Source organism: Paraclostridium sp. MRS3W1, assembly GCF_032465715.1.
Lineage (GTDB): Bacteria > Bacillota > Clostridia > Peptostreptococcales > Peptostreptococcaceae > Paraclostridium > Paraclostridium dentum.
Genome location: NZ_JAWDJM010000099.1, coordinates 15,024 through 27,775 on the forward strand (window position 1 = coordinate 15,024; position 12,752 = coordinate 27,775).

The window sequence follows — 12,752 nt, forward strand, 5'->3', positions numbered from 1 at the left end:
AAAGACCCCCATTTTAGTAGTTTAACTTTATTTATGATGTATTTAAAATGCCTTTGATATGATTTTGATTTTTGTTCCTAATTTTAATATATCAAATTAGAAATCTAGTATCAATATATATTTTTTATTTTAAAACTAAATTTCTACCTTGAATTTTTCTAAATTAACAACCCTATCACAAATCCTTTGAATTAAGGATTTCTCATGACTTATCACTATAAGCCCTATATTATTTTGTTTGATATAATCTAAAACTACATTCCAAATTTGTGCTTGAGTTATAGCATCTAACATAGTTGTCATTTCATCAGCAATTAAAAACTTAGTATCTTTAGATAAAGCTCTTATAACACAAAATCTCTGTAGTTCCCCTCCTGAAAGCTCATTTGGGTATCTGTTTAACCACTCATCTTTTATTCCTATATAATCTAAAAGTTCTTTAGGTGGATTAAATGATTCTGTTAAAATTTGATTCATTTTCCACTTTGGATTAACGGCTTTTTCTGGATGTTGAAAAATTAATTGCACTGGATTATACTTATTTTTTTTATTTATACCTTCAATTTTTACAGTTCCTGTATATGAGTTTTCATATCCAGCTAAAATTTTAGCCAAAGTAGTTTTCCCAAATCCACTTGGTGCAACTAATCCAACTATTTCACCACTGTTAATTTCAAAGTCTACATTTTTCAAAACATATGTATTGCTATTTTTATACTTAAAACTTATATCCTTGGCTTTAAGTTGCATTTAAACACCTCACCATTCCACCTCTAAGATACTTAGTATTAGGTCTTTTGTATTTACAATCATTGGATCTAATTTCACATCGTTCATAAAATAAACATCCTTTAGGAATCTCAGTTGGAAGTGGTTGTGATCCAGGTATTGGTTTAAATTCATTTTGAGGTAAAGCATTGTAAAGAGCTTTTGTATAAGGATGTCTAAGTTTTTCATTCCCACTTTTAAAATCTATTACATTAGCAACTTCCAAGGTAGTTCCTGCATAAAATACAGCAATTTTATCAGCTACCTTTAATGCTGCATCAATATCATGCGTTATCATTAAAACAGCGCATCCATTATCTGCAATATCTCTAAAATGTCCTAATGCTTCATTTAATGATTTTTCATCCAATCCAGGAGTAGGTTCATCTGCTATTATTACTTTCGTATCACTTACCAATGCTGTTGATAGCAAAACTTTTCTTGCCATCCCCCCTGATAATTGAAAAGGAAACATTTTATCAACATTTTCATTTAATCCATACTTAGAAAAAATATTTCTTTGTATTTTACTTGCTTCTTTTTTATTTTCTAATGATAATTTAACTTGATCAGAAACTTTCATAAGAGGATCTAGGTAATTTATTGATTGTGGTATTAACACAATTTCTTTTCCTCTTAATTTTTCTTTTCTTTTTTTATCTAAAATTTCATTTTTGTAAATTATGCTACCTTCAACATTAGAATTTCTAGGAAGTATTCCAAGTATTGCGTGAGCTAACAAACTTTTCCCCGATCCACTTGATCCAACAACAGCTAGTATTTCACCTTCATATAAATCTATATCTAAATTTGTTATAACTTTTAAATTTCTTTTTCTTAATCCTTTTGTATATTGAGAAAAGCTAACTTCTAAATTTTTAACACTTAGTACTGGCTCTTTCATACAACCTCCTATTTATGTGCTAACTTAGGATTTATAAGTTTACTTATTTGTTTACCTATATTATCAACCATTAACGAAACTAAGACCAAACTTATCCCTGGGAAAAAAGCTAACCACCATCTACCACTGCTTAAATATTTCATAGCTTCTGATAAAATTATTCCAATAGCAGGTTCATGAGGTTGAAGTCCAAATCCTAAAAAAGTTATAGAAGCCTCATGTAATATAGCATGTGGAAATATTAATACTACTCCTACTAAAAGTTGAGGGATTATATGTGGCAATATGTGTTTTGTAGCAATATATAAGTTGGATTTACCAAAGTTTTTGGACAGATTCACATATTCAGAGTTTTTTATTTGCATTACTTCTGCCCTTATTATCCTTGTTAATGATGGCCAGTGTGTAATAGCTACACCTATTATAATTCCTTTTAGTCCTCCACCTAGAGATATAGATATAAGTATTATAACTAAAGCATGTGGCACAGAAAGAAATAAATCTATAATCCATGTAATTATAGAATCAACTGTATTTCCCATAGTAGCACTCATTAGCCCTAAAGTTAATGCTATTAATCCACTTATCATAGATGCCATAACACCTATCTTCATACTTAAGCTAAGACCCTTTATAGTTCTATAAAACATATCTCTTCCCATCCAGTCTGTACCAAACAAATAATTTAAATTTGGGGATATATTTTTTTGAGTTAAATCTATAGATATTTGCTTTTCACTTATAAAGCTACCAAATACAATTATTCCTATTAAAAAACAACTAAAAATTAATATAGATAAAATAGTTTTTTCTCTTATTCCTATATTAATCTTACTTTTAGAATGAGTTTTTTCTTTTATATATTGAAGTTGTTCCATTAGTTAGTATTTCCCTCCTTCATTCTAGGATCGATAACTTTATATAAAATATCTGCAATTAAATTTCCAGTAAATACAAATATTAAACTTATTATAACCACACCCATTAAAAGAGGTAAGTCTCCTTTAATCCCTGCATCAACTGTAGCTTGTCCAAGTCCTGGATATGAAAAAACTTGTTCTGCAAATATAGTGCCTGCAAATAATTCACTAAATGATAAAAACTGAAGGGTTATAGCTGGCAGTGCAACGTTTCTTATAATATGATTAAATATTATACTTTTACTACTTTCTCCTCTTGTTTTTGCAAAAAGTACATAATCACTATTTGAAATTTCAATAACTTTTTCTCTCGTATGTAAACATATATTTGCTACACCTATAACACTTAAAGTCAATGCTGGAAGTATTAAGTGTTTTAATAGACTTTTTAATGTAACTTCACTTGCCAACACTCCAATAGGTACACCTAGTGCAACCGGAAATAATTTTAACTTAACAGAAAATATCATGATAAGTAAAATACCTAACCAGAAGGTAGGAGTTGAAATTAAAATATGACAATACCCCCTTATAATTTTATCAACTATGCTACCTTCTTTTATTCCAGATATAACCCCCATAACAAATCCTAATATGCCAGAAATTGTCCATGCCACAACCATAAGAGCTAAAGATGCCATAAATTTTTCGGTTATAACATCTATTACAGGTCGTCTATATATCATCGATGTTCCAAAATCACCTTTCAGTATTGAGCTAAACCATGAAATAAATCTTTCAACAGGAGGTTTATTAAGCCCCCAATGATTAGCTATTTCTTCTCTTTGTTCTTGTGTAACACTTAAATCTGCACCTACATAAGCCTTGATAGGATCTATCGGTGACTTTTCCATTAAAATAAAACTTACTATACACACAGCAATTAAAAGAGTTGCAAGTCTTATAATTTTTTTTATTAAAAATATTCCTATATTATTAGGGTTATTCATATGAGTATCTCCTTGAAAAATTTACTTTTTCCATTTCCATTCTGTTATATTATCAAGAATTCTACCTCCATGTGGTTGAACAACTGGAGTTCCTATATCTAGATTTTCATCAGCTATGTATAAATGACCTGCATTTACAAGCCATGCATATGTTAAATCTCCTTTAGTTGAAAACCCGGTTTCTCCATCCCATTGAGCTTTTTTCCAATATTCAATAGCTTCATTTTCATTTTCACTTTGTAAAGCTTTACTTATATAGTCATCAACTTTTTCATTTTTATAATATCCAGCATTATTCCAAGGAACTCCAACTCCTATAACTTTGCTACTATATAAATAGTTAAGCTCTGATGGATCTCCTGATCCCCATCCAAATAATACAGGTTGAGAGTTTATCTCAGGTTCTATAGTATCCCATGTTTTAGCTTCTAAATCGATTTTTATGCCTAATTGTTTTGCAGTTTCAACTACCGATAAGCCTAATTCTTGTCTATATTTTCCATCTGTGTAAAGCAATTTAAACTCAGCTTTAGTGCCGTCTTTTTCTAAAATACCATCAGAGTTTGAGTCCTTCCATTCGCCTTCTTTAAGTATGTTCTTAGCTTTTTCTATATCTCCATCACCTTTTAATATTGTTTCCTTATTAAGCCAAGGCATTTTTTCAAGACCAGTTGTTGATACAGCTCCAAATCCATCTAAAACTCCATCTACTAGCTCTTGTCTATTTATAGCATAATTCAAAGCTTCTCTTATTGATTTGTCACTTGTTACATCATTACCAACAGGATGTCCATCTTTATTTTTTTCTCCACTTTTTTGCATAGGGAATTCTATCCCATAAGTTTCTATACTATCTAACTCAATTACCTTTTTTCCATCTACTTTATCTTTCGCAAAAGATCCTGGTATAGAGGCTATATCTACTTCTCCTGATTTTACAGCTGCATAAGCTGCATCATCATCTAAAAAGACCATAGTTAATTTTTTTATACTAGGCTTTTCCCCATAATAATTTTCATTAGCTTCTGCTATAACTTGTTGCCCTTTATCCCATTGAACAAATTTATATGGACCTGATCCAATTGGATTTTGTGCAAATTTTTCATCATGTGCATGTTTAGGAACTATACCTATAGATGCCATTTTCTCTATAAATGTAGATTGAGGTTCTTTTAATTTAAACTCTATATTATAATCATCAATTACTTTTACACTGTCTAAGATAGTTAAATCTATATTAGATCCACTTTCTTTTGCCTTTTCATATGTATATACAACGTCTTCAGCTGTTAAATTTTCTCCATCGCTAAATTTAACCCCATCTCTTATAGATACATTCCATGTTAACCTATCATCGGAAACCTTATATCCTGTTGCTAAATCATTTTCCATTCCTAAATTTTTATCTCTTTTAAATAGTGTTGAAAAAAATACTCTAGTCATTGATCCATGACCACCAGTTGTAGCATCAAACCCCTCATCTGGTTCATATGCTACTGCAGCAACAAGTTCACTATTCTCTATTCTGGAACTTGTATTACTTTTATCGCTCGATTTTTCTCCTTCTTTTGAACTTGTACATCCTGTAATCGTTCCAACAGTAAGCATCATAGTTAATGCTATAGATATCGACCTTTTTAGTTTCATAAATTATCCCCCTTATTTAAGCGTAAAAAAAACCACAAAAGTTACATGTCTTACGACATGATTAACCTTCATGGTTTTAATTTCATTTATATACTATTTTTTTCTACACGTTAATTATATCCATATATTTCTTAATATTCAATAATTTCTCAAAATTTATTTCTATTTAAATACAAGAAAAGAGTTTGCAATATGCAAACTCTTTTCTTATATATATCTATCACTATATAATTTTATACTATGTACATTTATATCTTTTGCTAGCCTAAAGCTATCTATTACCCAATTAAGATCTTTTATTCTTATACATCTAGTTATTATAAGCATAGCTATATATATAGCCATAGAAATAAATATTTTATTTATAATATTGTATCCTATAAATGAAGCTACTATAACAGCTACACCTATGCATAAAATTGGTTTTATAACCCAATTAAACATTTTAAATTGTAACTTAGTAGTTTTTAAAACATTTATCATATTTAATCCAAAGTTAATAATATTACTTACAAATATAACTAATATAAACCCTTCTATGCCCTTTGTAGGTATTATAAAGTATATTATAAGAATTCTAATAACCATATCAAACAAATTTATTTTTAACAATGCAACTTGCTTGTTTAAAGAATTTAAAATCCCATCCATTATTCTTTCTAAATACATTATAGGTATTACTGGAGCTAAAATTCTAATTATAGGCCCTATATCTTTATTGCTATAAACTGCCATTCCTATGTCGCTTGCAAATGCAATAAAAACACCTGATGCAAATATTGATATTATAAATGTTATTCTAAATACATTAGAAATTATAAAGTTGACCATTTTATTCCTATTTAACGAGTGTGCTTCTGATATTTCTGGTATTATCAAAGTTGCAAAGGAACTTAAAAATACTGCTGGAAAATTTATTATAGGAAGTGCCATACCTTTTATCATTCCAAATATTGACAAAGATGCTGAAATTGAAGTTCCAGACATTCTAAGCGCATTAGGTATTAATATATCTTCTATAGTTCTAAGTCCACTTTGAATATATGAACTTGATGCTATTGGGAATGCTATTTTGCTTATGTCACTAATTCTACATTCATTGTAATTACTACAACATACAGTTCTGCTTAATGGTCTTGTTTTAAGTGCACACAATATGTAGGCATATATACAAGATACTATATTACCTACAGCCATACCTACACATATAAGTGCACATATATTTTCTATATTAGTATCTACAAATATAGTAATAGCTGCTATTGAAATTGCCATCATTAATAAATGTTCTAAAATTTCTGCTGAAACAGATTTAACAACTTCTCTTGCTCCATAAAAGTAACCACTTAAACAAGAAGAAATTCCTATAAACGGTAAGCTGTAAGCTAATATTTTTAAGGATAGTACAGACCTTGCATCTTTTAAAAATACATTTCCTATATATTCCGCTCCATAAAAAAGCACAATAGATGTTACTATACTGAAAAACAAACTGTATATGCATCCTTTATTTACTATAGTTCTTATACCCTTGTTATTTCCTTTTCCTACTTGTTCTGCAACAAGCCTTGTAATTGCTATTCTGATTCCAGCACTCGAAAATGTTACAGCCATAATATATACAGACATTATAAGCTGATACAATCCCATTCCTTCCGGTCCTATTTTCTTGGATAAATATACCCTGAAAAACATAGATATAAATCCAAATATAATAGTTGAGAATGTCATTATTATTGCATTTATTATAAGCTTTTTTCTTCTCATGCAATCACCTATCATATATCAAATTTGTACCTTGTACATTTTTAATATATATGTGATTACACTCAATAAAATTCTATAATAATTTTATATTAGATGTTAAATCTGTTACATAATCTAGAGCACATGCAGAATTTTCTTCATCTGCCATTATCGTTAAATAATCCCCTCCGAGTAATGTGGTATCACCTCTTGGAATTATTTCTTTACCGCCTCTTGTTATAGATACTATTAAACAATTTTCTGGCCATTTTACATCTTTTATTTTTTTATGTTCTATTTCACAACCTAAATGAATTGCAACTTCCATTAAACTCTTTCTAGATGAGTTAGATTCAAATTTATCATTTCCGCTCTGTAAGCATCTTTCAAGCAAGCTTTCATATATAGGTTCTGATTTAAATAAATCCGATGTAACATATGCTACTATACATACTATTGCAAGAGATAATAAATGGTTAAAACTTCCTGTCATTTCACATATTAGTATAATTCCCGTTATAGGAGCTTTTACTATAGCTGCAAAGTTTCCTGCCATAGCAAGTATTATAAAGTTCAGTATATATATGCTAGGAATATCAAACACATTAACTGCTACTATCCCAAATATGTTACCTATTAACGCTCCTAATACTAATAGTGGGAAAAATATCCCTCCTGGAACTCCTGATCCAAATCCTACAAATGTAAGTAAATATTTAACTAATAAAAATAATAATAGCATTTTTAATGTCATAGAGCTTTTATCTAAAGACATTATAAGTTCATGTCCTCCACCTAATAAAATTGGTGCAGTTAATCCCACAACACCTGTTATTAAAAACGGGATTATTACTTTTATTTCAGTACTTAATTTTGATTTTTTAAATATTGATTGAGTTTTTAAAATTCCGCTATTAAATATAACACCACTTATACCTACTATGATACCTAATATTATTAATAACCAATAATACTTTAAATCTAATACTCTAACACCTACAAAATTAAGAGATTTACCAATTCCTAAAAATGTTTTTGTAATAAAATCAGACATTAATGCAGATGCCATAACAGAAAGTAGTACTAATGGTGAAAAGTTTTTATGAACTTCCTCTAAGGCAAACATTACACCTGATATAGGAGCATTAAAAGCCGCTGCTAATCCTGCACTTGCTCCACTCGTTATTAAATATTTTTCTTCAACACTAACTCTTTTAAATATTTTTGCAAATCCCTCACCTATACTGGCTCCCATTTGAACAGAAGGTCCTTCTCTTCCTAGCGATAATCCAGCTCCTAAGGCTATAAGTCCACCTACAAATTTATTTATTAAAACGCTTAACCAACTGCCTTTTAATTTTTTCATTAGTATTCCTTCTACTTGAGGTATACCACTACCACTAATTAATGGTACCTTTTTTACCATAAGGCCTACTACATATCCACTTATGATTAATAATCCAAATAACAATATAGTATTTACTAAATTCCCTCTACTATTAGAGTAAAACCACATAAATACATTAGTTACTTTTTCTAATAATATCCTGTGAAGTACTATTGTAACTCCAACAATCGCACCTATTATAGTACTTTCTAATATAAGTTTAAACTTTAAATTTTCAGTATGCTTTAATAGATTGCATGTTTTTTCTTTCTCCATTTAGCATCCTCCTTTTTTACCATCATTTTTATTATACTACTAATTGCTATATTTTTAAATTGTATACAGTATATTATTTTCAAATAAATTAAGTTTTTATATTTGTTCGATTCCATATTCATTTTTTTTGATATATAATAAGGTTTAAATAACCAATTATTAGAAAGGGTATTTTAATGACAAAGGAAACACATTCATCTGGAGGATACTTAATTGCAGCTCTTACGTTTTCTGCTTTTAGTAATGTATATTTAGAAAACTTTAATACTTTATATAAATTGATGCTTTTTTTTATTTATTTTCAGTTTGCTAATTTGGGATCTTTATTACCTGATTTAGATACTAGAAAATCTTATATGAGTAAAAAATGGCCTCACTTGTCAAAGTTTATTTCAAAGCGAACAAAACATAGAGGATTTACTCATAGTCTTTTATTTTTATTAATTTTATCAGAGCTTCTAAAATTAATAGTTTTAATAGGTGATAAAAATATTATATTGATTTGTTCCGCATATGGTATGTTTTTGGGATATGCCTCTCATATATTATTAGACATTTTCACGTATGAAGGTGTTGATTTATTTTTCCCTTTAGGTTTTAATTTCAAGTTATCCAGATTAAAAACCAGTTCAAAAGGCGAAAGGTATGTTAATAAGGTTTTAAAATTTATTTCTATAAATTTAATATTTTATAACTTATACTACTTACTCAATATAAAAATTTAGCACAACAAAAGCCTAAGTCAAGTAATTATTATTAAATACTTGATTTAGGCTTTTTATTAATATATATCAGAAAACTCTATTTGTATTTTTTTATCCATATCAATAGATTCATTTTGAATAGAATTTTTACTTGAATCTTGTAAAACTATTTGATTTGGAATTTTTACTTCAAACTCTGTTCCAACTCCTACTTCGCTATTTACATTTATAGTTCCATCATGCAATTCAACTAAAGACTTAACTATCGATAATCCAATTCCACTACCTTCACTTATTTTAGTCAATCTATTATCAACTTGCTTAAATTTTTCAAACACATCATTAATTTTATCCTTAGGTATTCCTACTCCAGTATCTTTAACACTTATATCTATGTGTTCTGGATTACATCTAATACCTACATCTATTTGTCCATTTTCCTTATTATATTTTATTGCATTAGATAATAAGTTTAGTATTACTCTCTCCATTTTGTCACTATCAAAAGATACTATTTTCTCTTCTTGATCAGTGTCAAATATTAGCTCTATGCTTTGAGACTTACTAAACTCTACAACTGAATCACATATATTTTCTACAAAACTTATTATATCTTGATTTTGAGGATTATAATCTACACACCCTGAATCAATTCTGGTTGAGTCAATTAAATTATTTACTAACTTTAAAAGCCTCATACCATTTTGATCTATTATATTTAAATACCTTATTAATATATTAAGGTCACCTTTTTCTATCTTTGGAATACTTTGATCTATTAACTGAACCGATGAAAATATTAGATTTAATGGAGTTCTAAATTCATGAGTTAAATTTGAAAAGAAGTCTAACCTAAGTTTTTCGAGTTCTCTTTCGGTGGCTTTTTTTTGAGTTAAGTCTATTATAATCCCAATTACACCTATCACTTTTTTTCTATAGTCCCATAAAGGAACTTTAGTTATTTCTACATATTTATCCCCTGAACTTCTTTCCATGAAATCTTCATTTACATTTGTAATCTTATGTTTGATTACTTGGTTATCAGCTTCTCTATACTCTACTATTTTATCTTCTTTTAAATTTAAATCGTAATCTTTTTTTCCAATTATTTTTTTTCTATCTAATTCTAACAATTCTCCAAAAGCTTCATTGCAATACAGATATACACCTTGTACATCTTTATAAAAAATAGGTATAGGTAAATTATCTACAATTATTTCTAACATTTTATTTCTATTTTCTATTCCTATTGGAGTTTTTGAATTTACATAATCATAAATCTTAAAACCATATGTACCTATTACATTTTTCTCTTCATCAATCATAGGATGTATAAAAATACTTACCCATTTATTATCTTCAAATATTATTTTTTCAATAGCATCTTCTTTTTTATCTAATATAAGCTTTTCATATTCTTCCATATGTTCAAATCCATTGTGAATTTCAAGCTCTTTATTTTTCTTACCTATTATGTCCCCCTTAGGCATGCCTACTAATTCTTCAAAGTTTCTATTGATCTTTATGTATCTACCATTAATATCTTTTGTCCAAATTATAGCTTTTAAATTATTTTGAATTAGTAAATTGTAATTACTACTTACATGATAAACCTGAAACCACATGTAAAAATTATCATCTTTATCTATATTTAAAGTTACTTTATATATATCTTTTAAATTACAAACATACTGATATCTTGTAAATTTATTATTACTTACTTTATCAAATAATTCAATTTCTTCTTTTGATATACCTAATATCTCACATACATCCTTATTTAATATCTCATCCTCACTTTCAATTTTTATTTTTTTTAGTAATAATTCATTTCCACCCTCAATTATATAGTCCAAGCTTCCATTTTTGTTACTTATACGTTTTCCCCATACATACGGTATAGGACATACTTGTAAAACATCTTCATAACTATGAACGATCAAATTTATCTCCCCTTATTCTGTATACCGAATTTATACTTTAATTATAGCAAATAAATACAAAAATCTCGATTACAATTTGTAATCGAGACCTTTGTTTATGCATAAATATCAGAAAATTCTACTTTTATTTTTTCTATATACGAATTTTGTAGGTTTTTTTCCATTATATTGCATTCATATTCTTCTTCTAATTCGACAGGTATACTTATCTTAAATGTTGTCCCAGATCCAAGTTCACTTTCAACAGCTATATCTCCACCATGCATATCAACTAAGCTTTTCACTAGGTATAAACCTATTCCACTACCTTCTCCGCTTCTTATTGTATTATTTTCTACTTGTTTAAATCTTTCAAATATAGAATTTAGTTTATTTTGAGGAATTCCTATTCCATCATCAGATATTTCTATTTCTAACATTTCATTTGATTCTCTTATGTAAATTTCTATTTTTCCTTGTTCTTTTGTAAATTTAATTGAATTAGATAATATATTCAATATTATTCGCTCCATTTTATCTAAGTCAAAAGAAATTATTTTTTCTTCTACATCCGTATCAAATATAACTTCTATATTTTTTTGCTTAGCAAAGTCTACGATAGATTGACAAATGCTTTCTACAAAATATACAATATCGTAATTTTGAGGATTATATTCAAAGTATCCAGATGTTATTTTGTTTGAATCAATTAGATTGTTTACTAATTTAAGTAATCTGTAGGTATTTTGAGTTGCCATATTTATGTATTTTGTGATTGATTGATCTTCTTTTTTTAATTTTAAGTCTAAAACCTGAAGTGAACTAAAAATTATGTTTAATGGTGTTCTAAGTTCATGAGATAGATTAGCAAAAAAGTCACCTCTTATTTTATTATTGATTTCATGTTCTATTTGTTCATTTTTATCAACAAACCAAATTACATAACTATTATCATATAAGTTTGTAGATATTAATTCAAAATTTGAGTTACTATTTTTAATATTAACGCTTACTTTCTTTCCATTTATTATATGCTCAAATATATCTATGCTTTTATTTTCATCTAAAATATGAAATTTTTCTTCGCCTACTATTTCAGTTTCATCCGTATCTAAAATGTTTTTTAGTGTTTCACTTATAGAATTGATTTTTATTACATTCTTTTTATCTGTTGTTTTGCATATTTCTCCAACTATATATGGAGTAGGCGAGGATTTTAATATATCTTCCTCAATACATTTATATTTCATTTTACCCCCCACTTATAAAAACCAAATTAAAAATAATTATATTAAAAATTTCTATTTTTTTCTCATGATTTCCTTTGATATTTTCATTTTTTTTTTAGACATTTTATTCAAAACCAAACAAATTAAAGTAATTTTCGACTTTTATATTATTAATTTAAGTTTTAATATATTTAAACTTTATTAAATTTTCTTTATTTTTATTTTATACTTTATTTTTCTTAAAAATTATATATAATAATATATATATTAAATGGGTAAACTTTTTAATATTTTGTTAC

10 protein-coding genes are annotated in these 12,752 nt (G+C 27.6%); 1 reads left to right on the plus strand and 9 read right to left on the minus strand.

The window, feature by feature from the left end:
• Positions 1-135: 135 nt before the first annotated feature.
• From RWY47_RS07665 to RWY47_RS07695, 7 genes are all read right to left on the minus strand, one after another.
• Complete coding sequence (locus tag RWY47_RS07665) at positions 136-750, minus strand: ABC transporter ATP-binding protein (protein WP_021428778.1); 615 nt, start codon at positions 748-750, stop codon at positions 136-138.
• The gene (locus tag RWY47_RS07670) at positions 740-1,672 is read right to left on the minus strand and encodes an oligopeptide/dipeptide ABC transporter ATP-binding protein (protein ID WP_150842267.1); all 933 of its coding nucleotides are present in this window, start codon (positions 1,670-1,672) and stop codon (positions 740-742) included. The genes RWY47_RS07665 and RWY47_RS07670 overlap by 11 nt, the downstream gene beginning before the upstream one ends.
• 8 nt (positions 1,673-1,680) lie before the next feature.
• Complete coding sequence (locus tag RWY47_RS07675) at positions 1,681-2,550, minus strand: ABC transporter permease (protein WP_224170368.1); 870 nt, start codon at positions 2,548-2,550, stop codon at positions 1,681-1,683.
• On the minus strand, positions 2,550-3,542 hold the full coding sequence (locus RWY47_RS07680; protein ID WP_224170369.1) for an ABC transporter permease: 993 nt from the start codon (positions 3,540-3,542) through the stop codon (positions 2,550-2,552). Before RWY47_RS07680 ends, RWY47_RS07675 begins: the two co-directional genes overlap by 1 nt.
• Before the next feature lie 21 nt (positions 3,543-3,563).
• Positions 3,564-5,189 carry an ABC transporter substrate-binding protein gene (locus RWY47_RS07685; protein WP_224170370.1) on the minus strand — a complete coding sequence of 542 codons (1,626 nt, stop codon included), beginning with the start codon at positions 5,187-5,189 and terminating at the stop codon, positions 3,564-3,566.
• A 207-nt stretch (positions 5,190-5,396) separates the two neighbouring features.
• The gene (locus RWY47_RS07690; RefSeq protein ID WP_025163079.1) at positions 5,397-6,956 is read right to left on the minus strand and encodes an oligosaccharide flippase family protein; all 1,560 of its coding nucleotides are present in this window, start codon (positions 6,954-6,956) and stop codon (positions 5,397-5,399) included.
• Between the two features lie 73 nt (positions 6,957-7,029).
• Positions 7,030-8,598, minus strand: coding sequence for a ClC family H(+)/Cl(-) exchange transporter (locus RWY47_RS07695; RefSeq protein ID WP_150842264.1), 1,569 nt, complete (start codon positions 8,596-8,598; stop codon positions 7,030-7,032).
• 176 nt (positions 8,599-8,774) lie between these two features.
• Here RWY47_RS07695 and RWY47_RS18165 point away from each other — a divergent pair, with 176 nt between their 5' ends.
• Positions 8,775-9,323, plus strand: coding sequence for a metal-dependent hydrolase (locus RWY47_RS18165; RefSeq protein ID WP_150842263.1), 549 nt, complete (start codon positions 8,775-8,777; stop codon positions 9,321-9,323).
• Between the two features lie 56 nt (positions 9,324-9,379).
• Here the strand turns inward: RWY47_RS18165 and RWY47_RS07700 are convergent, their stop codons facing one another.
• On the minus strand, positions 9,380-11,245 hold the full coding sequence (locus tag RWY47_RS07700) for a hybrid sensor histidine kinase/response regulator (protein ID WP_224170371.1): 1,866 nt from the start codon (positions 11,243-11,245) through the stop codon (positions 9,380-9,382).
• 95 nt (positions 11,246-11,340) lie between these two features.
• Positions 11,341-12,474: a sensor histidine kinase gene (locus RWY47_RS07705; protein WP_168931969.1), complete on the minus strand. Its 1,134-nt coding sequence runs from the start codon at positions 12,472-12,474 to the stop codon at positions 11,341-11,343.
• Positions 12,475-12,752: the final 278 nt, after the last annotated feature.

Excerpts from the sequence above, each read along its gene's own strand:
- RWY47_RS07695 (WP_150842264.1), bottom strand. The coding sequence starts at position 8,598 with ATGGAGAAAGAAAAAACATGCAATCTATTAAAGCATACTGAAAATTTA.
- RWY47_RS07680 (WP_224170369.1), bottom strand. The coding sequence starts at position 3,542 with ATGAATAACCCTAATAATATAGGAATATTTTTAATAAAAAAAATTATA.
- RWY47_RS07705 (WP_168931969.1), bottom strand. The coding sequence starts at position 12,474 with ATGAAATATAAATGTATTGAGGAAGATATATTAAAATCCTCGCCTACT.
- RWY47_RS07675 (WP_224170368.1), bottom strand. The coding sequence starts at position 2,550 with ATGGAACAACTTCAATATATAAAAGAAAAAACTCATTCTAAAAGTAAG.
- RWY47_RS07665 (WP_021428778.1), bottom strand. The coding sequence starts at position 750 with ATGCAACTTAAAGCCAAGGATATAAGTTTTAAGTATAAAAATAGCAAT.
- RWY47_RS07685 (WP_224170370.1), bottom strand. The coding sequence starts at position 5,189 with ATGAAACTAAAAAGGTCGATATCTATAGCATTAACTATGATGCTTACT.
- RWY47_RS18165 (WP_150842263.1), top strand. The coding sequence starts at position 8,775 with ATGACAAAGGAAACACATTCATCTGGAGGATACTTAATTGCAGCTCTT.
- RWY47_RS07690 (WP_025163079.1), bottom strand. The coding sequence starts at position 6,956 with ATGAGAAGAAAAAAGCTTATAATAAATGCAATAATAATGACATTCTCA.
- RWY47_RS07670 (WP_150842267.1), bottom strand. The coding sequence starts at position 1,672 with ATGAAAGAGCCAGTACTAAGTGTTAAAAATTTAGAAGTTAGCTTTTCT.